Genomic DNA, 24886 nt, shown 5'->3' with positions numbered 1-24886 from the left:
GCTGTCCTGCATTCGGGCCGGTCGATAGCCAGCCAGCGATGACCCGGCTGCACACGCGCAGCCTCTGACGGATCAATCTATGCAAGGGGGCGAGGTTCCGCGCGGATGGCGGCTCAGTCGTCCGTGGAAAGCGCCCCGAGATGGTCGCGCAGGCCCGCGAGCTGCTGGCTCATCACGCCGTCGACGGCCTTGGAGATCATGTCGATCTCGAAACCCATCGGGCCGCCGACATTGTATTCCCAGGTCACGCGCGTGCCGCCGTCGATCTCTTCGAGCGAGATGGTGAGTACACCGGTGGCGGGAACGGCCTGCAAAGGGCCGAGGCCTCCGCGCAGGCGCAGCGCCTTGTCGGGCACCGCCTGGACGACAACCGCGTGCTGCGCGCTGCCGTCGAGCGGGATGTCGCCCTCGCCCGGGATCGTTTCACAGAAACACCCGCCCGCACTGGGCACGAGCGTCATGTTGGAGGCATCGGCCGACCAGGTGTGACTGTCGTTCCACCACTCGCCAGGCTTGATCAGCGCCAGCCACACCTGACGCGGGCTGGCGGCGATGTCGGCGCTTTCCTTGGTGACGAAGCCCTGCTCGCTCTTCGCGACGACCTCCGCAGCGGCCGGCACGGACAGGCCGAGCGCCAGTGCGCCGGCTAAAATTGCGAGTTTGCTCATCACCTTCTCCCTCATGACGAGGGCGGTTCTATGAGCGGCTGCCGGGTTTGGAAAGCCTTACGCGAGGATTGCGTCGATCGCGTGCGTCACGTCGTCGATCGCGCCCATGCCGTCCACACGCTTCACGATGCCGCGCTTCTCGTAACCGGGAAGGATCGGTGCGGTCTCATTGCGATAGACCGACATGCGGTGGCGCACCGTTTCCTCATTATCGTCCGGGCGGCGCTTAAATTCGGTCGAGCCGCATTCGTCGCACACGCCTTCGACCTTCGGCTGCTTGAAGGTGTCGTGATAGCCCGCACCGCAATTGGCGCAGGTGAAGCGGCCGGTGATGCGTTCGACCAGCGCGTCCTCGTTCACTTCGAGCTCGATCACATGGTCGAGGCTGCGGCCATGCTTGGCGAGGATTTCATCAAGCTGCGCGGCCTGGTGTTCGGTGCGCGGATAGCCGTCGAAGATGGCGCCCACGTCGGGCCCCATGTCGGCCAGCTTGGCGTCGATCATGGCCGAGACGATGTCGTCCGAGACAAGACCGCCCGAATCCATGATGTCGGCGACCTTGCGACCCAGCTCGGTATCGGCCTTGCGGGTTTCGCGGAGCATGTCGCCGGTCGACAGCTGCATCATGCCATGATGCTCGACCAGGCGATGCGCCTGCGTGCCCTTGCCTGCGCCCGGAGGGCCGAGAAGAATGATGTCCATGTGAAGCGGTCCTCTTCGGTTCGGGTTCGCAGGTGTTAGCGCAGGCGGCCCTTGAGCTTCGCCTTCTTGATCAGGTCGCCATACTGGTGGGCCAGCAGGTGCGACTGGATCTGGCTGATGGTGTCGACGGTGACGTTGACAACGATCAGCAGGCTGGTGCCGCCGAGGAACAGAGGAACGCCGGTCTGGGCGATCATGTATTCGGGGACTACGCAGACGAAGGTCAGGTAGATCGCGCCGATCACGGTGATGCGGGTGAGGACGTAATCGAGATATTCCTCGGTCCGCTTGCCCGGACGGATACCGGGGATGAAGCCGCCGTTCTTCTTCAGGTTCTCGGCCGTCTCCTCGGGGTTGAAGACCACGGCAGTGTAGAAGAAGCAGAAGAAGATGATGCCGATGGCGTAGAGCGTCATGTAGAGCGGCTCGCCATGCTGCAGGTACTGCAGGACGGTGCTGAACGTACCGCCAACACTGCTTTCGGGATCGAGCGAGTTGCCGGCAAACTGCGTGATCGTCAGCGGCAGCAGCAGCAGCGAGCTGGCGAAGATCGGTGGGATCACGCCGGCGGTGTTGAGCTTGAGCGGCAGGTGCGAACGGTCGGCCTGCATCATGCCGCGCTGGGTGGCGCGCTTCGGATACTGGACCAGCAGGCGGCGTTGTGCGCGCTCGACCCAGCTGATCAGCAGGATCAGGCCGACTACCATGACGATGAAGCCGAGCAGGATGCCGGTGGCGATCGAGCCCTCGCTGTAGCCCGAGGCCATGTTGGTCACGAAGGTCGGGAACTGGGCGACGATGCCCGCCATGATGATAAGCGAAACGCCGTTGCCGATGCCGCGGCTGGTGATCTGCTCGCCCAGCCAGAGCAGGAACATGGTGCCGCCGACGAGGCTGATCACCGCGCCAATCCGGAACATGTAACCAGGGTCGACGACGGCCGGAATGCCGCTCGAGGAGCTGAAACTTTCGAGACCCGCGGCAAGGAACCAGCCCTGAATAGTGCAGAGGAAGACCGTGCCGTAGCGGGTGTACTGGTTGAGCTTCTGGCGCCCGACCGTACCTTCCTTCTTCAGCGCGGCGAGCGAGGGATGCAGGGCCGAGGCCATCTGCACCACGATCGAGGCGGTGATGTAGGGCATGACGCCGAGCGCGATAAGGCTCATGCGTTCGAGGCTGCCGCCGGTGAACATGTTGAACATGTCGATGACGCCGCCGCGGGTCTGGTCGGCCAGCTGCGCCAGCGCGCTGGCGTTGATGCCGGGAAGCGGCACGAAGCTCAGGAAGCGGAAGACGATAAGCGCACCGATGGTGAACCAGATGCGGTTCTTCAGCTCGGTGGCCTTGGAGAAGTTGGCGAGGCTGATGTTGCTCGCGAAATTATCGGCGCTTGATGCCATTGGTCGTCTTCGATCCTAGCTTGTCGCCGGCCCGTCCCGGCGTTGACCGGACAGATAGGGAGCGGAGCGACGAATGTCGAACCCCGCTCCCCACATTTTCGGTATTACTTGGCCTTCTTGGCCTTGTTCGCTTCGGTGCGCTTGGCCTTTTTCTCGGCTTCGCTCTCGCCCTTGGCGATCACCTCGACCGAACCGCCAGCCTTCTCGACCGCCTCGATGGCGCCCTTCGAGGCGCCGGCGACGATGAACTTGGCCTTGGCCTTGATCTCACCCTTGCCGAGCAGGCGGACGCCGTCCTTGCCGCCGCGTGCGAGGCCGGCGGCCTTCAGCGCTGCGTGGTCGATGTCCTTCTTGGCGTCGAGCTTCTTCTCGTCGATGAACTTCTGGATCATGCCCAGGTTCACTTCGGCATAGTCCTTGCCGAACGGATTGTTGAAGCCGCGCTTCGGCAGGCGCATGTGAAGCGGCATCTGGCCGCCTTCGAAGCCCTTGATGGCGACGCCCGAACGGCTCTTCTGGCCCTTCTGGCCACGGCCGCCGGTCTTGCCCTTGCCCGAGCCGATGCCACGGCCGACACGGATGCGCTCCTTGCGGGCGCCGGGATTGTCGCGGAGATCTGTCAGTTTCATAATATGCACTCGCTTTCGCTTTTGTTCGCGCTGTAAAATGGAAGCGGCCCGCTAAAGCAGCAGGCCGCCCCCGTCAAATTGTAATCGTATCCGACCTTAGTCTTCGACGATCGTCACCAGATGCGGCACCTTGGCCACGGCGCCGCGCACTTCAGGGGTATCCTGACGCTCGACGACCTTGTGCATCTTGTTCAGGCCAAGACCGATGAGGATCTTGCGCTGGCCTTCGGGACGGCGGATCGGCGAACCGATCTGCTTGATCTTGATGGTTTTCGCTTTGGCCATTGGAATTACTCCGCGACTGCCGCGGCGTCGGCTTCAGCCTCGGCCTCGGAAGCACCACCGCGGCCGAGCAGGTCGGCAACCTTCTTGCCACGACGCTGGGCAACCGACTTCGGCGAAGTCTGGTCGGTCAGCGCGTCGAAGGTGGCGCGGATCATGTTGTAGGGGTTCGAGGTGCCGACCGACTTGGTCACCACGTCGGCAACGCCGAGGCTCTCGAACACGGCACGCATCGGACCACCGGCGATGATACCGGTACCCGGAGGCGCCGTGCGCACGGTAACCTTGCCGGCGCCAAAACGACCGTTGCCGTCGTGATGAAGGGTACGACCTTCCTTCAGCGGGACACGGATCATCTTCTTGCGCGCAGCGGCCGAAGCCTTCTGGATCGCTTCGGGTACTTCGCGGGCCTTGCCCTTGCCGAAGCCGACACGGCCCGAACCGTCACCCACGACCACGAGAGCAGCGAAACCGAAGCGCTTACCGCCCTTCACCGTCTTGCTGACGCGGTTGATGTGGACGAGCTTCTCGATGATGCCGTCGTCTTCTTCTTCGCGGCGGTTGTTACGACGGTTGTCGCGACCACCACGGCCACGGCCACCACCATCACGGTTGCCACTGCGACCACCACGGCCACCACGCTCGCGCGGCTGGCCTTCGGCACCCTGGGCAGGGTCCTGGTTGGCAGCTGCTTCGCTCGGAGTGTCGGCGATCGCCGGCTCTTCCTTGGTCACAGCGTGTTCGGTCTCGGCCGTCACGACCTTTTCTTCGGTGTTTTCGGTCTTGTTTTCGTCAGCCATGATCAGAACTCCAGCCCGCCTTCACGGGCGGCGTCGGCCAGCGCTTTCACGCGGCCATGGAACAGGAAGCCACCGCGGTCGAACACGACGGTGGTCACGCCGGCCTTCTTGGCGGCAGCGGCGATGTCGGTGCCAACCTGCTTGGCGGCATCGACATTCGCGCCCGAGCCCTTCACGCCCAGCGTCGAAGCCGAAGCAACGGTCTTGCCGGCGGCATCGTCGATGACCTGTGCGTAGATGTGCTTGCCGGTGCGGTGCACCGACAGGCGGGGCTTGCCACCGGCACGGCTCTTGAGAGCGGTGCGGACACGGCGACGGCGACGTTCGAAAAGAGAAAGCTTTGCCATCTTACTTCTTCTTCCCTTCCTTGCGGAAGATATACTCGCCGCGATACTTGATACCCTTGCCCTTGTAGGGTTCGGGCTTGCGCCACTTGCGGACATTCGCCGCGAACTGGCCCACGGCCTGCTTGTCGGTGCCGCTGATTTCGACAGTCGTCTGGTCCGGGGTCTTCACCTCGATACCTTCGGGAACGTCGAGATCGACGTCGTGCGAGTAGCCGAGCTGAAGCTTGAGCTTCTTGCCCTGCGCCTGCGCACGGTAGCCGACACCGTTGATTTCGAGAACCTTGGTGAAACCTTCGGTCACGCCTTCGACCAGGTTCGAAACGAGCGTGCGCTGCATACCCCAGTGGTTGCGAGCGGCGCGCGTGTCGTTGGCCGGAGTGACGGAGATTTCGTCGTTCTCGAGCTTGTATTCGACCAGCTCCGACAGGCCCATCGAAAGGGTGCCCTTGGGACCCTTAACCGAAAGCGTGTCGCCGTCGATATTGGCAGTGACCCCGCTCGGGATCGCTACCGGCTTCTTGCCGATGCGGCTCATCAGAACACCTCCGCCAGCACTTCGCCGCCGACGTTGTCAGCACGAGCTTCCGCGTCGGAAAGCACGCCCTTCGGCGTCGAGACGATGGTGATGCCAAGGCCGTTGCGCACGACGGGGAGTTCTTTCGAACCCGCGTAGACGCGGCGGCCAGGCTTGGAGACACGGGCGACGTGCTTGATAGCCGGTTCGCCTTCGAAATACTTCAGTTCAATCCGCAGCTGCGGGTGCTTGCCCGAAGCATCGTCGCTGTAGCCACGGATGTAGCCTTCGCGCTGAAGAACTTCGAGGACGTTCGCACGCAGCTTGGAAGCGGGCGAAAGGACGCTGTCCTTCTTCGCCTGCTGGCCGTTGCGGATGCGGGTGAGCATATCACCCAGGGGATCGGTCATAGCCATCTGTCAGTACCTCACCAGCTCGACTTGGTCAGGCCCGGAATCAGGCCCTTGTTGCCGAGGTCGCGCAGTTCGATGCGGTTGAGGCCGAACTTGCGGTAATAGCCGCGCGGGCGGCCGGTGGTGGCGCAGCGGTTGCGCACGCGGGTCGGGTTCGCGTTGCGGGGCAGCTCAGCCATCTTCAGGCGCGCCATCAGGCGTTCGCCGTCGTCGAGGCTCTCGTCATCAGCGATAGCCTTCAGCTTTGCGTACTTGTCCGCATACTGCTTGACGAGCTTCTTGCGACGCTCGTTCTTGTTGATCGAACTCAGTTTCGCCATTGGACTTAAGTTCCTTCCTTATCCTGCGATCCGGAAGCGGCTCACGCCGCCTCCTTCTCTTCCGTCTTTTCGGACGGGAACGGGAAACCGAACAGCTTGAGAAGCTCGCGGGCTTCTTCGTCGGTCTTCGCCGTAGTGGTCACGATGATATCCATGCCCCGAACCTTCTCGATCTGGTCGTAGGAGATTTCGGGGAAGATGATCTGCTCTTTGAGGCCCATTGCATAGTTGCCACGACCGTCGAACGACTTGGCGTTGAGGCCACGGAAGTCGCGGATGCGGGGCATTGCAATGGTCACGAGGCGGTCGAGGAATTCGTACATGCGCTCGCGACGAAGGGTCACCTTCGCACCGATCGGCATGCCTTCACGCAGCTTGAACTGCGCGATCGACTTCTTGGCCTTGGTGATGACCGGCTTCTGACCGGCGATCTTGGCCATTTCTTCCGCAGCGGTCTGGACCTTCTTCTTATCCTGGCTGGCTTCGCCGACGCCCATGTTGAGCGTGATCTTTTCCAGCTTCGGAACTTCGAGACGGTTCTTGTAACCGAACTTCTCGGTCATCGCCTTGACGATCTCGTCGTCGTAGCGCTGCTTCATACGGGGGGTGTAATCAGCCATCGATGGTCTCCCCACTCTTCACGGCAACGCGCACCTTCTTGCCGTCCTTTTCTTCGAAACGGACGCGGGTGGGCTTGCCATCCTTGGGATCGGCCACAGCAACCTTGCTGATCGGCATCGGCGCTTCGAAGCGATCGATACCGCCCTGCGGGTTCTGCTGGGTCGGCTTGCGGTGACGCGCGGCGATGTTAACGCCCTCGACGACGATCTTGCCGTCCTTCGGACTGACCTTCGACACGGTACCGGTCTTGCCCTTGTCCTTGCCGGACAGGACGACGACGGTGTCACCTTTCTTGATCTTTGCAGAAGCCATTACAGCACCTCCGGAGCAAGCGAGATGATCTTCATGAAGCCGCGGCCGCGAAGTTCGCGAACCACCGGTCCGAAGATACGGGTGCCGATGGGTTCTTCGTTCTTGTTGACGAGAACTGCGGCGTTGCTGTCGAAGCGGATCACGCTGCCATCGGGGCGGCGTACGTCCTTCTTCGTGCGCACGATGACAGCGCGATGGACATCGCCCTTCTTCACCTTCGTGCGCGGCTGGGCTTCCTTGACGGAAACCACGATCACGTCACCGACGGACGCGGTACGGCGCTTCGAGCCGCCCAGTACCTTGATGCACTGGACGCGCTTGGCGCCGCTGTTGTCCGCGACGTCGAGATTGGATTGCATCTGGATCATTGATCCGGTTCCTTCTCTTGGCTTGCCGGGACGGCCCTGTTTCCAGGCGCCCGGCAGTTCCTAATACGTCAGTTGCCTGCGGCTTCGACTTCGAGGTCGGCCTCGACAGCCTGGGTTCCGCCTGCCGTCACCCGATCCTTGACCATCCAGGTCTTGGTCTTCGAGATCGGCTTGGTCTCTTCGATGCGCACGACGTCGCCGAGCTGATACTCGTTCTTCTCGTCGTGGGCGTGGTACTTCTTCGAGCGACGGATGATCTTCCCGTAGAGGGGGTGCTTCACCTTACGCTCGACCAGTACGGTCACGGTCTTGTCGGTCTTGTCGGAGGTGACGGTCCCGATCAGAATACGCTTGGGCATGGTCTACTCCTTAAGCCTTGGCTTCGGCCGCGCGGGCACGCTCGGTCTGAAGCGTCTTGATCTTGGCGATCGTGCGACGGACTTCACGAATGCGCGCCGGGGCTTCGAGCTGGTTGGTCGCCGCCTGGAAGCGCAGGTTGAACTGCTCGCGCTTCAGGGTGGTGAGCTCTTCGTCCAGCTGGTCGTCGCTCTTCTGGCGCAGATCTTCGATCTTGCTCATTATTCGCCTCCGAGGTGCGAGGTGTCGCCCAGGCGGGCCACGACCTTGGTCTTGACCGGCAGCTTCATGGCTGCGCGGCTGAACGCTTCGGCGGCCAGCGGACCGGCAACGCCGTCGAGTTCGAACAGGATGCGGCCCGGCTTCACACGAGCGGCCCAGTATTCGACCGAACCCTTGCCCTTACCCTGACGGACTTCGGCAGGTTTCTTCGAAACCGGCACGTCGGGGAAGACGCGGATCCAGAGACGACCCTGGCGCTTGATGTGACGCGTGATCGCGCGGCGAGCCGCTTCGATCTGGCGCGCGGTGATACGCTCGGGCTCGAGAGCCTTCAGCCCGTACGAGCCGAAGTTGAGCGTGGTGCCGCCCTTGGCGTTGCCGTGGATCTTGCCCTTGAACGCCTTGCGGTACTTGGTTTTCTTCGGTTGCAGCATGGTTCTTTCCTATACCTGCAATCAGCGAGCCGGACGGACGCCGGACGTCTGCGATTCCATCATGAGACGGTCCTGCGCGGTCGGGTCGTGGCCGAGGATTTCGCCCTTGAAGACCCACACCTTGATGCCGATGATGCCGTAAGCGGTCAGCGCTTCGGCTTCAGCGTAATCGATGTTGGCGCGCAGCGTGTGAAGCGGCACGCGGCCTTCGCGATACTGTTCGACGCGGGCGATTTCCGCGCCGCCGAGACGGCCGCCACACATGATCTTGATGCCTTCGGCACCAAGGCGCATGGCCGACTGCATGGCGCGCTTCATCGCACGGCGGAACGCCACACGGCGGATCAGCTGGTCGGCGATGCCCTGGGCGACGAGCTTGGCATCGACTTCCGGCTTGCGGATTTCGACGATGTTCAGCTTTACTTCGCTTTCGGTCATGGTCGCCAGCTTGGCGCGCAGCTTCTCGATGTCCGCGCCCTTCTTGCCGATGATGACACCGGGACGCGCAGCGTAGATCGAGATGCGGCAAAGCTTTGCCGGACGCTCGATCACGACCTTCGAGATTGCGGCCTGGGCAGCGTTCTCGAGGATGTACTTGCGGATCTCGATGTCCTCGGCCAGCAGCTTGGCGTAGTCACGCCCTTCGGCGTACCAGCGACTGTCCCAGGTGCGGTTGATCTGCAGGCGCAGACCGATCGGATTGCTCTTATGGCCCATCTTACGCCTCTTCCTGCTCGCGGACGACGATCCGAAGGCGACTGAACGGCTTCAGGATGCGCGTCGACTTGCCGCGACCACGGGTGTGGAAGCGCTTCATCGTGATCGACTTGCCGACCGAAGCCTCAGCGACGACCAGCGAGTCGACATCGAGGTTGTGGTTGTTTTCCGCGTTGGCGATCGCCGAGGCGAGAACCTTCGTGGCATCCTTGGCCATCGACTTCTTCGAGAAGGCCAGGATGTTGAGGGCCTCTTCGGCCTTCTTGCCGCGGATGAGCTCGGCAACGAGGTTCAGCTTCTGCGCGGAACCACGGATGGTGGTACCTACGGCCAGAGCCTCGTTGTCGGCGACGCGACGGGGTGCTTTCTGCTTGCTCATCAGCGCTTGCCCTTCTTGTCGGCAGCGTGACCCGGGAAGGTGCGCGTAGGCGCGAATTCACCGAGCTTGTGGCCGACCATTTCTTCCGAAACGGATACAGGGATGAACTTGTGGCCGTTGTACACGTTGAACGTGAGACCGACGAACTGGGGCAGGATGGTGCTGCGGCGCGACCAGGTCTTGATCGGCTTGGCGTTGCTTGCTTCCTGCGCCTCTTCTGCCTTCTTAAGAAGGCTGAGTTCGACGAACGGACCTTTCCAGACGGAACGAGCCATGTCGGATTACCTCTTCTTCTTCGCGTGGCGCGAACGGATGATCATCTTGTCCGTCTGCTTGTTCTTGCGAGTACGGGCGCCCTTGGTCGGCTTGCCCCACGGAGTGACCGGATGACGGCCGCCCGAGGTCCGGCCTTCACCACCGCCGTGCGGGTGGTCGACCGGGTTCTTGGCGACACCGCGGGTCAGCGGCTTGATGCCCATCCAGCGACGACGACCGGCCTTGCCCAGGTTCTGGTTCTGGTTGTCCGGGTTCGACACGGCGCCGACGGTGCCCATGCAGTCGGCACGCAGGTAGCGCTGCTCGCCTGAATTGAGCCTGACGATGACCATGCCGCGGTCACGACCGACCAGCTGGACGTAGGCACCAGCCGAACGTGCGATCTGACCGCCCTTGCCGGGCTTCATTTCGACGTTGTGGCAGATGGTACCGACCGGCATCTGGCCGAGCAGCATGGCGTTGCCGGGCTTGGTGTCGGTCTTTTCGCCGGCTACGATCTTGTCGCCGACAGCGAGACGCTGCGGAGCGATGATGTAGGCCTGCTCGCCGTCTTCGTACTTCACGAGTGCGATGAAAGCGGTGCGGTTGGGATCGTATTCGATCCGTTCCACGGTGCCTTCGACGTCCCACTTGCGACGCTTGAAGTCGATGAAGCGGTACTTCTGCTTGTGACCGCCGCCGATGCCACGCGAGGTGACATGGCCCTTGTTGTTCCGGCCACCGGTCTTGCGCTTGCCTTCCGTCAGCGACTTGACGGGCTTGCCTTTGTACAGGCCCGACTTGTCGACGAGGATGAGGCCGCGGCGTGCGGGGCTCGTCGGTTTGTAGTTCTTGAGTGCCATCAGCTCACACCTTCCGTGATGTCGATCATGGCACCCTCAGCGAGGGTAACGATCGCTTTCTTCACGTCGTTGCGCTTGTAGGGCTTGCCCTTCCAGCGCTTGGTCTTGCCCTTCACGTTGATCGTGTTGACCGCGACGACCTTTGCCTTCTGATCGGCATAGATCGCTTCCACGGCTTCCTTGATCTGCGGCTTGGTCGCATCGCCTGCGACCTTGAACACCACCGCGTTGTTTTCCGACGCAAGCGTCGACTTCTCGGTGATGTGCGGAGCAAGGATCACGTCGTAGTGACGCGCGTCGATTGCCTGCTTCTTAGCCATTGAAACGGCCCTCCAGCTTCTCGACCGCGTCCTTGGTGAGGACCAGCGTGTCGTGCTTCAGGATGTCGTAGACGTTGGCGCCCATCGCCGGCAGCACGTTGACGCCCGGCAGGTTGCCGGCAGCCTTCTTGAAGCCGTCGTTGACGCTTTCGCCGTCGATGATGAGGACCTTGCCGCTCCAGCCGTTCTTGTCGAAGTGACCCTTGAGCGCCTTGGTCTTGGCATCCTTGAGCTCGAGGCTGTCGACGACGACGAGGCCGTCCTTAGCCTTGCTCGAAAGAGCCATCTTCAGGCCGAGCGCGCGGATCTTCTTGTTGAGCGACTGCTCGAAGTCACGCTTGCGCGCGCCGTGAGCCTTGCCGCCGCCGATGAAGATCGGAGCGCCGCGGTCGCCGTGACGGGCGGTACCACCACCCTTTTGACGACCGAACTTCTTGCCGGTGCGGGCAACGTCCGAACGCTCACGCGTGGGACGTGCGGTGCCGCGGCGGTTTTCGAGCTGCCAGGTGACAACGCGGTGCAGGATGTCGGCACGCGGCTCGACCCCGAACACGTCATCGTTCAGCTCGATGTCGCCCGACGCCTTGCCGTCGATTTTCTGGACCTTGACCTTCACGATCAGGACTCCTTGCTTTCACCGTCGGTGGCAGCATCGGCTGCACCATCGGTGGTGGTTTCGGCGTCTGCACCGGCTTCCTGCTGCTGCATCAGCTTTTCCTGCTGCTCAGCGGAAACTTCAGTGCCGACTTCGTGTTCGGCTGCGCTTTCGATCAGACCAGCATCGGCTTCTTCCGATTTGAACTCGTCTTCGTTGCGGCGCATCACGCCCGGGAACGGGAGGTTCTCCGGCATAGCGACCTTCACAGCGTCGCGAACCATCAGCCAGCCATTCTTCGCACCCGGGACCGAGCCCTTGACGAAGAGGAGACCGCGATCGGCGTCGGTGCGCACGATCTCGAGGTTCTGCTGCGTGCGCTGGCGGTCACCCATGTGACCGGCCATCTTCTTGCCCTTGAACACGCGGCCCGGATCCTGACGGTTACCCGTCGAACCGTGCGAGCGGTGCGAGATCGAAACACCGTGGGTGGCGCGCAGACCGCCGAAGCCCCAACGCTTCATGGCGCCGGCAAAGCCCTTACCCTGGGTGTGGCCGGTGATGTCGACCTTCTGGCCGGCAATGAAGTGTTCGGCCGAAATGCGGGCGCCGACCGGAAGCAGGGCTTCCTCGCTGTCCACGCGGAATTCACCGACCTTCATCTTCAGCGCGACTTCTGCCTTGGCAAAAGCTTCGCGCTGCGGCTTGTTCACGTTCTTCTGCTTCGCTTCGCCCGAACCGACCTGGACGCCGTAGTAGCCGTCACGGTCTTCGGTACGATGTGCGGTGACCTGGCAATCTTCCAGCGAAAGAACGGTCACGGGTACGTGCCGTCCGTCCTCCTGGAAGAGGCGGGTCATCCCGACTTTCTTTGCGATAACGCCTGTGCGCATCGTCAAACTCCTCAACAGAGGCACCAAGGAGCTCATCCCCAGGGTGCGTGCCAGCCCGATTGTGCGATGCGTGCCCCCGTCCGGGCTGATTGCTTCCCGAAGGAAGCAGACGGGGGACGCAGTCCCGGATGAAATCCGGCGGTATCCCGATGTCTTGCCTGCTCTTGCGAACCGGCGGGGCTATCGAGCGCCCCTGAAACTTCCCTGCCGTTTCAAGTCCGGCAGGAGGACCAATCGAGATCGCCTAGGCGAGCTTGATTTCGACGTTCACGCCAGCAGCGAGGTCGAGCTTCATCAGCGCATCGACGGTCTGGGCGTTGGGCTGCACGATGTCGAGCAGACGCTTGTAGGTGCGCACCTCGAACTGCTCGCGCGACTTCTTGTCGATGTGCGGGCCGCGGTTCACGGTGAACTTCTCGATACGCGTCGGCATGGGAATGGGACCACGAATAAGGGCACCCGTGCGACGCGCGGTGTCTGCGATTTCGCCAGTTGCCTGGTCGAGAACGCGATGGTCGAACGCCTTGAGGCGAATGCGGATATTCTGTGCTTCCATTACCTACACCGATGCGAAAGAGCCAAGCGGACCAGCGGGTGGCCCGCAAACAAAAAGAAAGGTCAGCCCCACTGTGAGCCCGGTTTCCCGGTTGCGGGCGACCTTCCGTGAATTCTATCGATAGGGACGAATCCCTGTCTGTGGGCGCGCATATACGGGGGAGACCCCGATCTGACAACCCCCGATTTCCAACAGCGCGAACTGCCGTCCATCGCGTGCGGTGAAGTGTGCATTTCTGCCGTTTTCACCGCTCACACCAAAAGCGAAGGGCCCGCCCTCCCCTCAAAGGAAGGCGGGCCCCGCTATTTCAGCAGAAGCTGACTTCGAAAGTTCGAAGCTTACTTCTTGATCGAGCCGACGACGCCCGAGCCGACCGTACGGCCGCCTTCGCGGATTGCGAAGCGCAGGCCCTGGTCCATGGCGATCGGAGCGATCAGCTTGACGTCGATCGTCACGTTGTCGCCCGGCATCACCATTTCGGTGCCTTCGGGAAGGATCACTTCGCCGGTGACGTCGGTGGTGCGGAAGTAGAACTGCGGACGGTAGTTCGCGAAGAACGGCGTGTGACGGCCGCCTTCGTCCTTCGACAGGACGTAGACTTCTGCGCTGAACTCGGTGTGCGGCGTAACCGAACCCGGCTTCGCGAGAACCTGGCCACGCTCGACTTCTTCACGGCCGACGCCGCGGATCAGGGCACCGATGTTGTCGCCAGCTTCACCGCGATCGAGCAGCTTGCGGAACATTTCGACGCCGGTGACGGTCGTCTTGGTGGTGTCCTTGATGCCAACGATTTCGACTTCGTCGCCAACGTTCACAACGCCGGTTTCGACGCGGCCGGTGACAACCGTACCACGACCCGAGATCGAGAACACGTCTTCGATCGGCATCAGGAAGTCCTTGTCGACCGGACGATCGGGGGTCGGGATGTTCGCGTCAACGGCGTCCATCAGTTCCTTGATCGAGTTCTCACCGATTTCCGGATCGCGACCTTCGAGAGCGGCCAGAGCCGAGCCCTTGACGATGGCGATGTTGTCGCCGTCGAAGTCGTACGAGCTGAGGAGTTCACGAACTTCGAGTTCGACGAGCTCGAGGATTTCCTCGTCGTCGACCTGGTCGACCTTGTTCATGTATACGACCAGGGCCGGAACGCCGACCTGGCGTGCAAGCAGGATGTGCTCGCGAGTCTGCGGCATCGGGCCGTCAGCTGCGTTCACGACCAGGATGGCGCCGTCCATCTGGGCTGCACCGGTGATCATGTTCTTCACGTAGTCGGCGTGACCCGGGCAGTCGACGTGTGCGTAGTGACGCGCGTCGGTTTCGTATTCGACGTGCGCGGTCGAGATGGTGATGCCGCGCTCACGCTCTTCGGGAGCCTTGTCGATGTTTGCGAAATCGACGGCCGAGCCGAGAACCTTGGTGATTGCTGCGGTCAGCGTGGTCTTGCCGTGGTCGACGTGGCCGATGGTGCCAACGTTGACGTGCGGCTTGTTACGCTCGAATTTTTCCTTCGCCATTTTCCAATAACCTCTAATCTGAAAGTGAATTTCTGCGGGTTGGAAACGGCGCCCGCGGAATCAGGCGCCGCCCCTAGACTGGAAGCCTCGCTTACGCAAGCTTCTCCTTGACTTCCTGAGCCACGTTCGCCGGAACTTCGTCGTAGTGGCTGAACTGCATCGAGTACTGAGCACGGCCCTGGGTGAAGGAACGCAGCTCGTTCACGTAACCGAACATGTTCGCGAGCGGCACGTTGGCTTCGACAGCCTGTGCGTTGCCGCGGCTGTCGGTGCCCTGGATCTGGCCACGACGCGAGTTGAGGTCGCCGATGACGTCGCCGAGGTAATCCTCGGGAGTCACGACCTCGACCTTCATGATCGGTTCCAGCAGCTTGATGCCCGAACGCTCGGCGACTTCGCGCATGGCACCGCGACCGGCGATTTCGAACGCGATCGCGCTCGAGTCGACGTCATGGTACGCACCGTCGTAAAGTTCGACCGTGAAGTCGATGATCGGGAAGCCGACGAGATGGCCGCTTTCGGCCTGCTCGCGGAAGCCCTTTTCGATCGCGGGGATATATTCCTTCGGAATGTTACCGCCCTTGATGCTGTCTTCGAACACGAAGCCCTGGCCGCGCTCACCCGGGGTGACCTTGACCTTGACGCGGCCGAACTGACCCGAACCACCCGACTGCTTCTTGTGGGTGTAATCGACGTCCACCGGCTTGCCGAGGTATTCGCGATACGCGACCTGCGGTGCGCCGACGTTGGCTTCGACCTTGAACTCGCGCTTCATGCGATCGACGAGGATGTCGAGGTGAAGCTCGCCCATGCCCTTGATGATCGTCTGGCCCGACTCGTGGTCGGTGGTGACGCGGAAGCTCGGGTCTTCAGCGGCCAGGCGGTTGAGGGCGACGCCCATCTTTTCCTGGTCGGCCTTGGTCTTCGGTTCGACCGACAGTTCGATCACCGGCTCGGGGAACTCCATGCGCTCGAGAATGATCGGAGCGCTCGACGCACACAGGGTGTCGCCGGTGGTAGTTTCCTTGAGGCCTGCGATAGCGACGATGTCGCCAGCGAACGCTTCATCGATGTCCTCGCGGTTGTTCGAGTGCATCAGCAGCATGCGGCCGATCTTTTCCTTCTTGTCCTTCACCGAGTTCAGGACCGAACCCTTGGTGAGGTGACCCGAGTAGATACGGGTGAAGGTGAGCGAGCCGACAAACGGATCGTTCATGATCTTGAAGGCCAGCGCAGCGAAAGGAGCTTCGTCCGACGACGGGCGGGTGTCTTCCTTGTCGCTATCGGGCAGGACGCCCTTGATGGCCGGAACGTCGAGCGGCGACGGCATGTAGTCGACGACCGCGTCGAGCAGGGGCTGGACGCCCTTGTTCTTGAACGCCGAACCACACAGCACGGGAACGAAGTCGCGCGCCATGGTGCCCTTGCGGATCAGGCGCTTGAGCGTCGCCGCGTCGGGCTCGTTACCTTCGAGGTACTGCTCCATGACATCGTCGTCCTGTTCGACGGCGGTCTCGATCAGCTTCTCGCGATATTCGGCAGCCTTGTCGGCGAGGTCGGCCGGGATGTCGACGTAGTTGAACGTCGCGCCCAGACCGTCGTTTTCCCAGACGATGCCGCGGTTATTGACGAGATCGACCACGCCTTCAAGGTCGCTTTCCGCGCCGATCGGGAGATAGAGGACCAGCGGGTTCGCGCCGAGGCGGTCGATGATCGACTGGACGCAGTAGTAGAAGTCTGCGCCGGTACGGTCGAGTTTGTTGACGAAGCACATGCGCGGAACGCCGTACTTGTCAGCCTGGCGCCAGACGGTTTCGGACTGCGGTTCAACGCCGGCAACGCCGTCGAAGACTGCAACCGCGCCGTCAAGGACGCGCAGCGAGCGTTCGACTTCGATGGTGAAGTCGACGTGGCCGGGGGTGTCGATGATGTTGATGCGGTGCTTGGGACCTTCACCGTCTTCGGCCGACCAGAAGGTGGTCGTCGCAGCCGAGGTGATCGTGATGCCGCGTTCCTGCTCCTGCTCCATCCAGTCCATGGTGGCGGCGCCGTCGTGGACTTCGCCGATCTTGTAGGACTTGCCGGTGTAGTAGAGGATGCGTTCGGTCGTGGTGGTCTTGCCAGCATCGATGTGCGCCATGATGCCGATGTTGCGGTACCGCTCGAGCGGATATTCGCGTGCCATGTGGAATTCCTCGTAAATCGGGGGAGAGCGAGCTCCGCCCCCATGTAGGGATTAGTGCGACAGTTTCGAGACCGGGAGGCATCCCCCGGTCCCATCCCTGCCTCGCCTTACCAGCGGTAGTGCGAGAAGGCGCGGTTCGCGTCCGCCATGCGGTGCGTGTCTTCGCGCTTCTTGACGGCGTTGCCGCGGTTGTTGGAAGCATCCAGCAGCTCGCCCGAGAGACGGGCAGCCATGGTCGTTTCCGGACGGCCGCGCGCAGCCGAGATCAGCCAGCGGATGGCGAGAGCCTGCGCACGCTCGGGGCGAACCTCGACCGGCACCTGGTAGGTCGCACCACCGACACGGCGGCTACGAACTTCGACCTGCGGCTTGATGTTGTCGAGCGCTGCGTGGAACAGTTCCACCGGGTTCGACTTCGCCTTGGCCTCGACGGTGTCGAGCGCGGTGTAGACGATACCTTCTGCAACGGCCTTCTTGCCGTCATACATCAGGTTGTTCATGAATTTCGAAAGGACCTGATCGTTGAATTTCGGATCAGGCAGGATTTCCCGCTTCTCGGGACGACGACGACGTGACATTTTTTCAAACTCCTTCGGAGTGGGGCCGGGCCTACCCTCTCCCCCGCCCTTCCGCCTTGAGGGTATGCTTCCGGGTGGAAGGGCGGGGGAGAGGGTAGGCTCGGCAAAGCTGGCGGCGGATGCCGTCAGCGCACCAAACGAAAACTCTTACTTCGGACGCTTCGCGCCGTACTTCGAGCGCGACTGCTTGCGGTCCTTCACGCCCTGCGTATCGAGCACGCCGCGAAGGACGTGGTAGCGAACGCCGGGAAGGTCGCGAACACGGCCGCCGCGGATGAGCACAACACTGTGCTCCTGCAGGTTGTGGCCTTCGCCCGGGATGTAGGAGATGACTTCGCGCTGGTTGGTCAGGCGAACCTTGGCAACTTTACGCAGAGCCGAGTTCGGCTTCTTCGGGGTCGTCGTATAGACGCGGGTGCAAACGCCGCGCTTCTGCGGGTTCTGCTCCATTGCAGGGACCTTGCTCTTGGCCTTCTGCGGAACGCGGCCCTTGCGGACCAGCTGGTTAATAGTCGGCATAGATTCTCTTCTCTTCACCGTTGGCGGGTCGGCAATCGGCCCCAAGTCCGTTCGTGCTGAGCTTGTCGAAGCACCGCCCTTCTCTTCAGGACAGGTTTCTTCCAAGAACAGTACGGCCCTTCGACAAGCTCAGGGCGAACGGAAAAGGGCGAACCGCTTTCCCAATGAGTGGCGACTAGCGGGTTGATCGGTGGTGTGTCGGGTTCGTGCAGTTGCGACGCGCGCGGCGCTGGAAAGCACCGGGGCGGTCTGTTCGCACGAGCCTGAAACGCTCCACCCATCGGCCCACACGGCCACCGGGTTACTTTGACGGCTGCCCCGAGCATCGATCACTTTGGGTGACCTTCGCTGCAATAGAAAAGAGCCTCGTCGCATCGGGCACCCATCAAAGTACTACTTTGATGGGATCCCATGTGCGACAGGCTCCCGGGACGAGACCGGCAATGTTCAGCTCTATCTGGCCGGCGTTGGAAGCGCGCAGGGCGATTCCCTCACCGGATGGGCGCGCACATAGTGTGCGAGGGGGGATGGGTCAAGGGATGGTGGGGGAATCTACTTGGCGAGGTTGCAAATTACCCGCTCCCGTGAAAGCTGAATGCAAAATTGCACAGGGAAAGTAATCTTGGACCTTAGTAGCCATCGCGCAATTGATACTTTTGAGCAGGACCTTCTGGAACGTGAGGCGTTCGTAAAATCCATAACTCGCCGTCTCATCTCCGAAGGACGCAGTACTGGTATTGTCCTCGGATTGGTTGGACCGTGGGGTTGCGGAAAATCATCTATTCTGAACCTCCTGCAAAACCATATCGAGAATGAATACCGCGACTTAAAACCATTAATAATTAGATTTAATCCATGGCTAGTATCTGGCCGAAATGATTTGCTTTCTCAATTTTTTTTAGAACTTTCTGAAGCATTGAGGTCGCATCTTGGCACTTATGACGTTTACAATGACGGTCGCCAACAGGCTCAGGATAAAGCCATTAAGGCTATGAGGGATTACGGCGATGAACTTTCGCCATTCCTTAGAATGATTTCACCAGCGCTTGCGGCAGGGTCCAACCTTTTAACCAGGTGGTCCAAAGCTCAAAACTCAATCTCGGAAAGCATCTTCACCAAAAGAAAGGAAGCCGAGGAAGGGCTTAAATCATTCTCATTCCCAATCATCGTACTTATCGATGAAATGGATCGGATTGAGGATGACGAAGTACGGGAAATGGCGAAACTCCTCAAAGCTGTTGGAGACTTCGATCAAATCTCCTATGTCGCAGCATATGATGAGCAGCGTGTGGAACAGGCGCTTGCCGGTAAGGATGGCGATTTAGACCGCGGACGGGCCTACTTGGAAAAGATTGTTCAAGTAAGAGCTGTAGCCCCATTTCTCAACTCTGAAGAAATAGAAAACCTTTTTAAAAGCAAGGTCTATTCAACGTTAAAAACATCCGAAATAACTTTGGATGAACTTGACAAAAAGCGCTTGGCCAAACTTCTGAAGATTGTAGTGCCCAGAGGTGTCCAAACCAGTCGTGATATTAATCGTATCCTTCAAGATTTGTCCGGCCGTCTATTGGCGCTCGATGGTTTAGTAAACCCAATCGATTGCCTCGCAATATGTGTTCTGGAAAACAAAAAATCACCAGCAGTACGTCAAGTCGAAGACGTATTGCTTTCTCGGAACGTCGATGTCGCTTTCGATAATGTATCTCAATATGCATCTTTTCTCGAATTCAAATCAACCCCTCGATCGTTGAATTTGCGATACGTATATCTCGAGAAGGGACAAAGTTGGAATGACCATGTCTGCAACTTCCTTTGGCCGCATTTCGACACCGTCTCAGAGCTAGACGCGAAGCCTAGGAAAGACCGAATATACAATAAATCACCTCTCATCGCGGTTTTGAAGCACGATGGGGAGAAGTTAGAAGAAGAACTTGGACTAGGACGAAACATTGCCACTCAAGTCGCCTCAGGTAATGCGCAAAAAGTGTTCGCTAAAGGAAGCACTAGGAGGGCTGCTTCCCACATACTTTCAGCAGAACCGCACTCCTACGACATGGGAGAAAAGCAGCTGACCAAATATTGTCGAACTGTTGCCCGATGGTTCGAACAACAGTGTGTGAATAAAAAGTCTCGACATCGTGTTAATCGCGACGATATTCTCACTGCAGGATGCTCGCTCAGTCGAACAATTTATTGGAGTTCAGCGAACATCGATAAAGCGGCATTAATCGCGAGGCTTATAGAAGATAACTCTCTATATATAGCCGCTTCAATGTTAATAGAGCCGCCAATCGCGGAATTTATGTACCGCCAAAATTCGAATGTAAGTGGATCTAAAGTTTCCAAAGAGCAAATAGTTCAACTTAGAGCGCTATTCCGCAAGAAGATAGCGTCTCAAGGCTGGAAAGCTAGTTTCGAATTTTCAGGTCCTATTTTGTTTGGGCTCATACCTCTAAGTGAAGATGAAATAGATGGCGTCAGCCCATCTGACATGTACTTCCACTGCAATAACAAGGCTCTTCTGGCGAGTGCAGTTCCGATGCTATTTCCAAGCGATGCTAACACGAGTTCGTTACGAGACAGGGCGTTCAGCAAAGTGTTTTTGACAGTGATCGACAAAGTTTTGTTAGAAAATGGGGATGTGGCTAAAGAGGTCGCCAAGATGGACGGATATCGCTATCTTCAATCGATGATTAGAGATAACGCATTTTCGATCACTTAGCGTTTTAGGCGCGAAATATTTTGCGCCGCGACACCGTAGTGCGGATCCCCGTTTCTAACGCCAATATAATATGCATTTTGGTCGCAATTTGGCACGAAAGCGCATTCTCGCTTTAGAGTGCTTGAACGATCAAGTTAGGATGATCATTTTCCTACTCCGCCAAAATCTGCATCGTGGCATGGGCCATGACCGAACCCACCCGCAAGCTCGCCCGCCAGGCCACCTCCGCCGTCGCGCATGTTGCGCCCGAGCCGGAGGAGGACGATCCGCTGCTCGCCTTCGCGCCCTTCATCCACACCGCTCCGCGCCGCAATTCCATCACGCCGCAGCTCCAGCGGCGCTTTGTCGCTACGCTCGCGGCCACCGGGATCGTCGTGCAGGCGGCGCGGTCCATCGGGAAGAGCATGGAGGCGCTCTACAAGCTGCGGGCGCGGCCCGGGGCGGAAGGGTTTGCCGCCGCTTGGGACGCGGCGCTGGAATACGGGCTCTGGCGGCTGGAGGATTGCGCGATGGAGCGGGCGATTGCCGAGGGGCTGTCCAACCCGCGCGCCAATTCCCTGCTCTGCTTCGTGCTCGCCTATCGCACCCGGACCCGCGAGGACGTGCGGCTGATCGTGCCCGGCCATCCAGTCTACGAATGCATCCGCGACGAGGTGCTGGCCGAGGAGCGGGCGACGCGCCCTAACCCTTGCGTGCCGGCTCACGAGGCTCAGGCCCAGCCCTGCCCGCAGGGCTAGTCGCAACGGTTCGTCGCATTTTTGGCGAAAAAAAGGCGAAATTGAAAAAAATGTGGCACAAATGGGGCTGCGGTGCGTAGACCCTGTGAAAGCGCGGGGTTTGCCGCGTTCATGATCCACCAAGAAGGGGAAAATACCATGAAGTTCAACACTGCAGCACTCGTCGCCGTTTCGGCCGCCGCTCTCTCGCTCGCCGCTTGTGCGGAAAGCGAACAGGAAGCCCAGGAAGACCTGGTCGAGCAGCAGGCTGAATCGCAGGAAGACCTGCTTGAAGAGCAGGCCGACCTCGCCGAAGCACAGGGCGATGAAGCGACCGAAGAAGCTCTCGACGCCGAAGCCGACGCCATGGGCGAAGCTGGCGACGCGGCCGAAGACCAGGTCGACGAAGGCATGTAAGCCACACGGTCCGGCCCTCGCGGCCTGACCATGACAGAGGCGGTGTCCGTTTAGCGACGGGCGCCGCCTTTTGCTGTGTGGGGCGGAGCTTTCGTGCCATCCGGCCTCTTCCTGCCGCGCCAAAACTGCTATGGCGTGTGCTTCCCTGCCCTCGCCTCTCAGGAGCCTGATCCCATCGCCTCCTCCCCCGCCATCATCGAAACGCGCCTGGAAGGTGGCACGCCCGTCTGCCTGCGCCGCGTGGACCGCGGCGACGAGCAGCGCATTCGCGAAGGCATCGCGCGGATGAGCCCGCGCTCGCGCTACATGCGCTTCTTCTCCGGCGCGGCGACCCCGCCCGACTGGGTGATCGACCGGCTGCTCGACGCCGATGGGGACATGCACCTGGCCTGGGGTGCGATCGACATGTCGGTGCCGGGCGAGCCCGCGATCGGCGCGGTCCACGCCTTCCGCGAGGAAGAGGACCGCGAACTGGCCGAATTCTCGGTCGCCATCCTCGACGACTGGCACGGACAGGGCCTCGGCAAGATCCTCACCGCGACCCTCCTGCTGGAAGCGCAGGCGGAAGGCATCGCACGCTTCGCCATGAACACGCTGGCCGAAAACCGCAGCGCCATCGCCTTCGCGCGCCTGCTGGGCGGTCAGCGAACCGGCTCCGACGGGACAGTGGTAGCTTACGAGCTGCTGGTCGACGAGGCGCTGGACCGCCTCCGCCAGGCCGGCGATCCGCCCGGCATCCTCGCCGTGTTCGATGCCTTTGAAAAAATGTGACATCGTCGCGCGGATACTAGGATGCCGTAGCGTCACGTGATAGGCATTGCAGCTTATGGATTCGCTTTTCGTCGAACTGGCCTGCAGCCCCTGCGTCACCTCGCTGTGGCAGAACGTGCGCGGCGCGGTGGACCATTTCGGGGCGGACAAGTTCAGCTATCACTTCACGCCGGTCTTCGCTTCGCAGGTCTCGAGGGAGACGCAGGTCATGTCGCGCGGCTTCTCGATGGACTGGCTGGACCTCTACGACAGCGCCGACTTCCGCCAGTGCGATCCGATCCCCGATGAGGTCATGCGGGCCGGCCACACGATCTCCTGGGAAGAGGCGCTGGACCGGGCCGAACGCACACCCGAAGTCGAACGCTTCATCGCGGCGCTGCGCGAACACGGGATCGCCAACGGCTTCGGCGTACCGCTCTATGGCCCCGACAACCGCGATGCCTACGCCGCATTCGGCTTTCCGGTCGACGCGACTCCCACCGAGGAACAGATCGTCGCCCTCACCATGGTCGCCCGCGCGGCGCATGACCGGGTGTGCCAGCTGGTCACCATCGAAGAGGGCGAGGTCAGCCTATCGCAGCGCGAGCTGGAAGTCCTGCGCCTGATTGCGCGGGGCAAGTCGAACACGATCATCGCCCAGTTGCTTAAGATTTCAGCCGATACGGTCGGGACCTATGTGAAGCGTCTCTATGCCAAGCTCGGCGCGAGCGACCGTGTGGGAGCGACCGTGAAGGCGCTCAAGCTCAAGCTGATAACGGTCTAGGGCAGCGGGTCCGTCGCCAGAAGGCCATAGACCGCGACGTCGCACAGCCCCTTGTGCGTGATCTCGTGCTGCCGAAACAACGCCTCGCGGGTGAAACCGAGGCGTTCGAGCAGGCGGACCGATGGGGTATTTTCAACATCGACCTCCGCGGTAAGCTTGCGAAGCCCCTCTCCCTCTATGAGATGGCGGACCAGCGCGGCCGTGCATTCGCGCGCCACGCCTTCGCGCTGTCGGTCCATGCAGACGACATAGCCAATCTCTGCCACGCCCTCGTCCAGCCCCGGCACGGCGACGAAGCGGCCCGCGACGCGGCTCTCGGCATCCTCCGCAATCCAGGTGCGCCCGTTCCAGTCCGGATCGAAGAGCCAGCCGGCCAGCTCTTCCTCGCTCTCGAAGGCGGGGCGCGTGAGGTAGAGGCTCTGACCCCCATCCGCGAAAGTGGGAAGCAGCGCCGCAGTATCCTCACGCCGCAAAGGGCGGAGGGTGAAGCGTTCGGTCTTCAGAAAGGGAACAGAAGCCATTACCCCGCCAGAAATGCGACGAGCGCTTTTACCTTCTTGGTCCGCCATTGCGGCGTCGGTGCGACGAGCCAGTAGGCCCGCGTACCGGTTTCAGGGCCGTCAAGCACTTGCAACCGGCCTGCCTCGACCGCTTCCTTGGCAAGCAATTCGGGCAGGATCGCCTTGCCCAGTCCCGCCATCGCGCCCGAGAGCGCCTGGCCGGCATTGCTCACGGTGACATGCGCCTGCACTCCGTCCTGGAGCGGCAGGCCCCAGTCGATCCACCGGTCGGGCGCGCCGGGAGCCGCAACCGTAACACGGCGCGCGGCGGCCAGTTCGACGCCCTGCAGATCGCCCGGACCATCGACCAGCCGGATCGCGCAATCGAGGTTCGCCTCGGTGAAATCGGCGTTCTCGTCGGCAACGAAGGTGAACTTGATGTCCGGCCTTTCCTTCGCGAACTCGGCCAGCCGCGGCGCCAGCCACTGGGCATAGAATTCGCGCGGACAGGCAATGGTGTAGCTGTCCGAAGCCTGCCCCGCCTGCATGGCGGAAACGCTTTCCTCGAACTTGAGGAAACCTTCGCGCAAAGCGTCGAGACCGGCCGAGCCTTCCTGCGTCAGTTCCAGCCCCTTGCTGGTGCGACGAAAGAGGACAGTGCCGAGATGGTCTTCCAGCGCGCGGATCTGCTGGCCGACGGCAGCCGGCGTCACCGCCAACTCGTCCGCAGCGCGGGTAAAGCTCAGGTGACGGGCCGCCGCGTCATAGACGCGCAGGGCGTTGAGGGGCAGGTGCGTGCGCTTCATGGTCTCACGCGTTTAGCAATGTTGCGCCGCAAAACAAGAATGCGGCACATTGGGAGCCGGAAGGGCGGTTTAGAGTTCGCCTTCGAGCCACTGCTTGAGCTGGCCCTTGGGCGCGGCACCGCGCATATGGGCCGCCGGTTCGCCATTCTTGAACAGGACGAGATAGGGGATCGACTGCACGCCCATCGCGCCCGGCACGCCAGTGTTTTCCATGATATCCATCTTGGCGATGGTGACCTTGTCGCCCAGCTCGTCCGACAGCTCTTCCAGCGCCGGGGCGATCATCTTGCACGGCCCGCACCAATCGGCCCAGAAATCCACGAGAACGGGCTTGTCGCTGTCGAGAACGTCTTTCTGGAAACCTTCGTCGGTGACGTTGATGGTGGCCATGGGAATACTCCTGATATCTGATGTCTTGCCCGCCCATA

Annotated in this window: 36 protein-coding genes; 5 read left to right on the top strand and 31 right to left on the bottom strand. The window is 61.1% G+C overall.

Features of this window, described 5'->3' with window-relative positions:
• Positions 1 to 113 precede the first annotated feature (113 nt).
• The 28 genes from K3148_RS11275 to rpsL all read right to left on the bottom strand — a co-directional run bounded on the left by K3148_RS11275 (position 114) and on the right by rpsL (position 17763).
• A complete protein-coding gene (locus tag K3148_RS11275; protein ID WP_247711559.1) occupies positions 114 to 668 on the bottom strand; it encodes an SRPBCC family protein in 555 nt (184 codons plus the stop codon).
• Positions 669 to 725: 57 nt separating this feature from the next.
• Complete coding sequence (locus tag K3148_RS11270) at positions 726 to 1370, bottom strand: adenylate kinase (RefSeq protein WP_221424873.1); 645 nt, start codon at positions 1368 to 1370, stop codon at positions 726 to 728.
• A 35-nt stretch (positions 1371 to 1405) separates the two neighbouring features.
• Positions 1406 to 2770, bottom strand: coding sequence for a preprotein translocase subunit SecY (gene secY / locus K3148_RS11265; protein ID WP_221424872.1), 1365 nt, complete (start codon positions 2768 to 2770; stop codon positions 1406 to 1408).
• A gap of 104 nt (positions 2771 to 2874) precedes the next feature.
• On the bottom strand, positions 2875 to 3399 hold the full coding sequence (gene rplO / locus K3148_RS11260; RefSeq protein ID WP_221424871.1) for a 50S ribosomal protein L15: 525 nt from the start codon (positions 3397 to 3399) through the stop codon (positions 2875 to 2877).
• Between the two features lie 96 nt (positions 3400 to 3495).
• Positions 3496 to 3684, bottom strand: coding sequence for a 50S ribosomal protein L30 (rpmD, locus tag K3148_RS11255; RefSeq protein WP_221424870.1), 189 nt, complete (start codon positions 3682 to 3684; stop codon positions 3496 to 3498).
• Positions 3685 to 3689: 5 nt separating this feature from the next.
• Positions 3690 to 4484, bottom strand: coding sequence for a 30S ribosomal protein S5 (gene rpsE, locus K3148_RS11250; RefSeq protein WP_247711687.1), 795 nt, complete (start codon positions 4482 to 4484; stop codon positions 3690 to 3692).
• Entirely contained in the window at positions 4484 to 4828 is a 345-nt protein-coding gene (rplR, locus tag K3148_RS11245) for a 50S ribosomal protein L18 (RefSeq protein ID WP_006831894.1), read from the bottom strand. The genes rpsE and rplR overlap by 1 nt, the downstream gene beginning before the upstream one ends.
• Position 4829: 1 nt before the next feature.
• Positions 4830 to 5363 (bottom strand): 50S ribosomal protein L6, encoded by a 534-nt coding sequence (gene rplF, locus K3148_RS11240; RefSeq protein WP_221424869.1) that lies wholly within the window; start codon positions 5361 to 5363, stop codon positions 4830 to 4832.
• On the bottom strand, positions 5363 to 5758 hold the full coding sequence (rpsH, locus tag K3148_RS11235; protein WP_006831892.1) for a 30S ribosomal protein S8: 396 nt from the start codon (positions 5756 to 5758) through the stop codon (positions 5363 to 5365). The genes rplF and rpsH overlap by 1 nt, the downstream gene beginning before the upstream one ends.
• Positions 5759 to 5769: 11 nt before the next feature.
• Positions 5770 to 6075, bottom strand: coding sequence for a 30S ribosomal protein S14 (rpsN, locus tag K3148_RS11230; RefSeq protein WP_006831891.1), 306 nt, complete (start codon positions 6073 to 6075; stop codon positions 5770 to 5772).
• A gap of 41 nt (positions 6076 to 6116) precedes the next feature.
• Positions 6117 to 6695 (bottom strand): 50S ribosomal protein L5, encoded by a 579-nt coding sequence (rplE, locus tag K3148_RS11225; protein WP_034920903.1) that lies wholly within the window; start codon positions 6693 to 6695, stop codon positions 6117 to 6119.
• The gene (rplX, locus tag K3148_RS11220; RefSeq protein WP_221424868.1) at positions 6688 to 7008 is read right to left on the bottom strand and encodes a 50S ribosomal protein L24; all 321 of its coding nucleotides are present in this window, start codon (positions 7006 to 7008) and stop codon (positions 6688 to 6690) included. The genes rplE and rplX overlap by 8 nt, the downstream gene beginning before the upstream one ends.
• Positions 7008 to 7376 (bottom strand): 50S ribosomal protein L14, encoded by a 369-nt coding sequence (rplN, locus tag K3148_RS11215; RefSeq protein ID WP_006831888.1) that lies wholly within the window; start codon positions 7374 to 7376, stop codon positions 7008 to 7010. Before rplN ends, rplX begins: the two co-directional genes overlap by 1 nt.
• Positions 7377 to 7444: 68 nt before the next feature.
• Positions 7445 to 7735, bottom strand: a complete 291-nt coding sequence (gene rpsQ, locus K3148_RS11210) for a 30S ribosomal protein S17 (RefSeq protein ID WP_090478788.1) — start codon at positions 7733 to 7735, stop codon at positions 7445 to 7447.
• 10 nt (positions 7736 to 7745) lie between these two features.
• A complete protein-coding gene (gene rpmC / locus K3148_RS11205; protein ID WP_221424867.1) occupies positions 7746 to 7955 on the bottom strand; it encodes a 50S ribosomal protein L29 in 210 nt (69 codons plus the stop codon).
• The gene (gene rplP / locus K3148_RS11200) at positions 7955 to 8389 is read right to left on the bottom strand and encodes a 50S ribosomal protein L16 (protein ID WP_040963569.1); all 435 of its coding nucleotides are present in this window, start codon (positions 8387 to 8389) and stop codon (positions 7955 to 7957) included. Before rplP ends, rpmC begins: the two co-directional genes overlap by 1 nt.
• Before the next feature lie 21 nt (positions 8390 to 8410).
• Positions 8411 to 9106 (bottom strand): 30S ribosomal protein S3, encoded by a 696-nt coding sequence (rpsC, locus tag K3148_RS11195; RefSeq protein WP_221424866.1) that lies wholly within the window; start codon positions 9104 to 9106, stop codon positions 8411 to 8413.
• Between the two features lies 1 nt (position 9107).
• Entirely contained in the window at positions 9108 to 9485 is a 378-nt protein-coding gene (rplV, locus tag K3148_RS11190) for a 50S ribosomal protein L22 (RefSeq protein ID WP_006831883.1), read from the bottom strand.
• Positions 9485 to 9760, bottom strand: a complete 276-nt coding sequence (rpsS, locus tag K3148_RS11185; RefSeq protein WP_006831882.1) for a 30S ribosomal protein S19 — start codon at positions 9758 to 9760, stop codon at positions 9485 to 9487. The genes rplV and rpsS overlap by 1 nt, the downstream gene beginning before the upstream one ends.
• A gap of 6 nt (positions 9761 to 9766) precedes the next feature.
• Complete coding sequence (gene rplB, locus K3148_RS11180; RefSeq protein ID WP_221424865.1) at positions 9767 to 10603, bottom strand: 50S ribosomal protein L2; 837 nt, start codon at positions 10601 to 10603, stop codon at positions 9767 to 9769.
• A complete protein-coding gene (locus tag K3148_RS11175; protein WP_006831880.1) occupies positions 10603 to 10923 on the bottom strand; it encodes a 50S ribosomal protein L23 in 321 nt (106 codons plus the stop codon). The genes rplB and K3148_RS11175 overlap by 1 nt, the downstream gene beginning before the upstream one ends.
• Positions 10916 to 11539: a 50S ribosomal protein L4 gene (gene rplD, locus K3148_RS11170; RefSeq protein WP_006831879.1), complete on the bottom strand. Its 624-nt coding sequence runs from the start codon at positions 11537 to 11539 to the stop codon at positions 10916 to 10918. The genes K3148_RS11175 and rplD overlap by 8 nt, the downstream gene beginning before the upstream one ends.
• A gap of 2 nt (positions 11540 to 11541) precedes the next feature.
• Complete coding sequence (gene rplC, locus K3148_RS11165) at positions 11542 to 12411, bottom strand: 50S ribosomal protein L3 (RefSeq protein WP_221424864.1); 870 nt, start codon at positions 12409 to 12411, stop codon at positions 11542 to 11544.
• Positions 12412 to 12655: 244 nt separating this feature from the next.
• A complete protein-coding gene (gene rpsJ, locus K3148_RS11160) occupies positions 12656 to 12967 on the bottom strand; it encodes a 30S ribosomal protein S10 (RefSeq protein ID WP_006831877.1) in 312 nt (103 codons plus the stop codon).
• A 338-nt stretch (positions 12968 to 13305) separates the two neighbouring features.
• The gene (gene tuf / locus K3148_RS11155) at positions 13306 to 14481 is read right to left on the bottom strand and encodes an elongation factor Tu (protein ID WP_040963560.1); all 1176 of its coding nucleotides are present in this window, start codon (positions 14479 to 14481) and stop codon (positions 13306 to 13308) included.
• Between the two features lie 91 nt (positions 14482 to 14572).
• A complete protein-coding gene (fusA, locus tag K3148_RS11150; RefSeq protein WP_221424863.1) occupies positions 14573 to 16666 on the bottom strand; it encodes an elongation factor G in 2094 nt (697 codons plus the stop codon).
• 107 nt (positions 16667 to 16773) lie between these two features.
• On the bottom strand, positions 16774 to 17244 hold the full coding sequence (rpsG, locus tag K3148_RS11145) for a 30S ribosomal protein S7 (protein ID WP_221424862.1): 471 nt from the start codon (positions 17242 to 17244) through the stop codon (positions 16774 to 16776).
• A 147-nt stretch (positions 17245 to 17391) separates the two neighbouring features.
• Positions 17392 to 17763, bottom strand: coding sequence for a 30S ribosomal protein S12 (gene rpsL / locus K3148_RS11140; protein WP_006831873.1), 372 nt, complete (start codon positions 17761 to 17763; stop codon positions 17392 to 17394).
• 622 nt (positions 17764 to 18385) lie between these two features.
• Here rpsL and K3148_RS11135 point away from each other — a divergent pair.
• The 5 genes from K3148_RS11135 (at position 18386) to K3148_RS11115 (ending at position 23152) form a co-directional block, all read left to right on the top strand.
• The gene (locus K3148_RS11135) at positions 18386 to 20485 is read left to right on the top strand and encodes a KAP family P-loop NTPase fold protein (RefSeq protein WP_221424861.1); all 2100 of its coding nucleotides are present in this window, start codon (positions 18386 to 18388) and stop codon (positions 20483 to 20485) included.
• Positions 20486 to 20670: 185 nt separating this feature from the next.
• Positions 20671 to 21222, top strand: a complete 552-nt coding sequence (locus tag K3148_RS11130; protein WP_221424860.1) for a hypothetical protein — start codon at positions 20671 to 20673, stop codon at positions 21220 to 21222.
• Positions 21223 to 21360: 138 nt separating this feature from the next.
• The gene (locus K3148_RS11125) at positions 21361 to 21618 is read left to right on the top strand and encodes a hypothetical protein (RefSeq protein ID WP_221424859.1); all 258 of its coding nucleotides are present in this window, start codon (positions 21361 to 21363) and stop codon (positions 21616 to 21618) included.
• Positions 21619 to 21711: 93 nt separating this feature from the next.
• Positions 21712 to 22389 (top strand): GNAT family N-acetyltransferase, encoded by a 678-nt coding sequence (locus tag K3148_RS11120; protein WP_247711558.1) that lies wholly within the window; start codon positions 21712 to 21714, stop codon positions 22387 to 22389.
• A 55-nt stretch (positions 22390 to 22444) separates the two neighbouring features.
• Entirely contained in the window at positions 22445 to 23152 is a 708-nt protein-coding gene (locus tag K3148_RS11115) for a helix-turn-helix transcriptional regulator (protein ID WP_221424858.1), read from the top strand.
• Here the strand turns inward: K3148_RS11115 and K3148_RS11110 are convergent.
• From K3148_RS11110 to trxA, 3 genes are all read right to left on the bottom strand, one after another.
• Positions 23149 to 23673, bottom strand: a complete 525-nt coding sequence (locus tag K3148_RS11110; protein ID WP_221424857.1) for a GNAT family N-acetyltransferase — start codon at positions 23671 to 23673, stop codon at positions 23149 to 23151. The two genes, K3148_RS11115 and K3148_RS11110, sit on opposite strands and share 4 nt — an antisense overlap.
• Complete coding sequence (locus tag K3148_RS11105; RefSeq protein ID WP_221424856.1) at positions 23673 to 24458, bottom strand: LysR substrate-binding domain-containing protein; 786 nt, start codon at positions 24456 to 24458, stop codon at positions 23673 to 23675. The genes K3148_RS11110 and K3148_RS11105 overlap by 1 nt, the downstream gene beginning before the upstream one ends.
• 69 nt (positions 24459 to 24527) lie before the next feature.
• Positions 24528 to 24848 carry a thioredoxin gene (gene trxA / locus K3148_RS11100; RefSeq protein ID WP_221424855.1) on the bottom strand — a complete coding sequence of 107 codons (321 nt, stop codon included), beginning with the start codon at positions 24846 to 24848 and terminating at the stop codon, positions 24528 to 24530.
• Positions 24849 to 24886 lie beyond the last annotated feature (38 nt).

It is taken from the genome of Qipengyuania aurantiaca (genome assembly GCF_019711375.1).
GTDB classification, from domain to species: Bacteria; Pseudomonadota; Alphaproteobacteria; order Sphingomonadales; family Sphingomonadaceae; genus Qipengyuania; species Qipengyuania aurantiaca.
The sequence above is the reverse complement of the archived record's forward strand: the minus strand, read 5'-3'. Positions and strand labels throughout refer to the sequence as shown.

Coding starts and splice junctions, on each gene's coding strand:
- rplN (WP_006831888.1), bottom strand. CDS start 7,376: ATGATCCAGATGCAATCCAATCTCGACGTCGCGGACAACAGCGGCGCC.
- rplB (WP_221424865.1), bottom strand. CDS start 10,603: ATGGCACTCAAGAACTACAAACCGACGAGCCCCGCACGCCGCGGCCTC.
- rpsQ (WP_090478788.1), bottom strand. CDS start 7,735: ATGCCCAAGCGTATTCTGATCGGGACCGTCACCTCCGACAAGACCGAC.
- rplO (WP_221424871.1), bottom strand. CDS start 3,399: ATGAAACTGACAGATCTCCGCGACAATCCCGGCGCCCGCAAGGAGCGC.
- rpsC (WP_221424866.1), bottom strand. CDS start 9,106: ATGGGCCATAAGAGCAATCCGATCGGTCTGCGCCTGCAGATCAACCGC.
- fusA (WP_221424863.1), bottom strand. CDS start 16,666: ATGGCACGCGAATATCCGCTCGAGCGGTACCGCAACATCGGCATCATG.
- K3148_RS11105 (WP_221424856.1), bottom strand. CDS start 24,458: ATGAAGCGCACGCACCTGCCCCTCAACGCCCTGCGCGTCTATGACGCG.
- K3148_RS11130 (WP_221424860.1), top strand. CDS start 20,671: ATGACCGAACCCACCCGCAAGCTCGCCCGCCAGGCCACCTCCGCCGTC.
- rpmD (WP_221424870.1), bottom strand. CDS start 3,684: ATGGCCAAAGCGAAAACCATCAAGATCAAGCAGATCGGTTCGCCGATC.
- rplF (WP_221424869.1), bottom strand. CDS start 5,363: ATGAGCCGCATCGGCAAGAAGCCGGTAGCGATCCCGAGCGGGGTCACT.
- K3148_RS11175 (WP_006831880.1), bottom strand. CDS start 10,923: ATGGCTAAGAAGCAGGCAATCGACGCGCGTCACTACGACGTGATCCTT.
- rplV (WP_006831883.1), bottom strand. CDS start 9,485: ATGAGCAAGCAGAAAGCACCCCGTCGCGTCGCCGACAACGAGGCTCTG.
- rplC (WP_221424864.1), bottom strand. CDS start 12,411: ATGCGCACAGGCGTTATCGCAAAGAAAGTCGGGATGACCCGCCTCTTC.
- rpsL (WP_006831873.1), bottom strand. CDS start 17,763: ATGCCGACTATTAACCAGCTGGTCCGCAAGGGCCGCGTTCCGCAGAAG.
- trxA (WP_221424855.1), bottom strand. CDS start 24,848: ATGGCCACCATCAACGTCACCGACGAAGGTTTCCAGAAAGACGTTCTC.
- rpmC (WP_221424867.1), bottom strand. CDS start 7,955: ATGAGCAAGATCGAAGATCTGCGCCAGAAGAGCGACGACCAGCTGGAC.
- rplX (WP_221424868.1), bottom strand. CDS start 7,008: ATGGCTTCTGCAAAGATCAAGAAAGGTGACACCGTCGTCGTCCTGTCC.
- K3148_RS11270 (WP_221424873.1), bottom strand. CDS start 1,370: ATGGACATCATTCTTCTCGGCCCTCCGGGCGCAGGCAAGGGCACGCAG.
- rpsH (WP_006831892.1), bottom strand. CDS start 5,758: ATGGCTATGACCGATCCCCTGGGTGATATGCTCACCCGCATCCGCAAC.
- K3148_RS11115 (WP_221424858.1), top strand. CDS start 22,445: ATGGATTCGCTTTTCGTCGAACTGGCCTGCAGCCCCTGCGTCACCTCG.
- rplP (WP_040963569.1), bottom strand. CDS start 8,389: ATGCTGCAACCGAAGAAAACCAAGTACCGCAAGGCGTTCAAGGGCAAG.
- rpsN (WP_006831891.1), bottom strand. CDS start 6,075: ATGGCGAAACTGAGTTCGATCAACAAGAACGAGCGTCGCAAGAAGCTC.
- rpsJ (WP_006831877.1), bottom strand. CDS start 12,967: ATGGAAGCACAGAATATCCGCATTCGCCTCAAGGCGTTCGACCATCGC.
- rplE (WP_034920903.1), bottom strand. CDS start 6,695: ATGGCTGATTACACCCCCCGTATGAAGCAGCGCTACGACGACGAGATC.
- rpsS (WP_006831882.1), bottom strand. CDS start 9,760: ATGGCTCGTTCCGTCTGGAAAGGTCCGTTCGTCGAACTCAGCCTTCTT.
- secY (WP_221424872.1), bottom strand. CDS start 2,770: ATGGCATCAAGCGCCGATAATTTCGCGAGCAACATCAGCCTCGCCAAC.
- K3148_RS11275 (WP_247711559.1), bottom strand. CDS start 668: ATGAGCAAACTCGCAATTTTAGCCGGCGCACTGGCGCTCGGCCTGTCC.
- tuf (WP_040963560.1), bottom strand. CDS start 14,481: ATGGCGAAGGAAAAATTCGAGCGTAACAAGCCGCACGTCAACGTTGGC.
- K3148_RS11110 (WP_221424857.1), bottom strand. CDS start 23,673: ATGGCTTCTGTTCCCTTTCTGAAGACCGAACGCTTCACCCTCCGCCCT.
- rpsG (WP_221424862.1), bottom strand. CDS start 17,244: ATGTCACGTCGTCGTCGTCCCGAGAAGCGGGAAATCCTGCCTGATCCG.
- K3148_RS11125 (WP_221424859.1), top strand. CDS start 21,361: ATGAAGTTCAACACTGCAGCACTCGTCGCCGTTTCGGCCGCCGCTCTC.
- rplR (WP_006831894.1), bottom strand. CDS start 4,828: ATGGCAAAGCTTTCTCTTTTCGAACGTCGCCGTCGCCGTGTCCGCACC.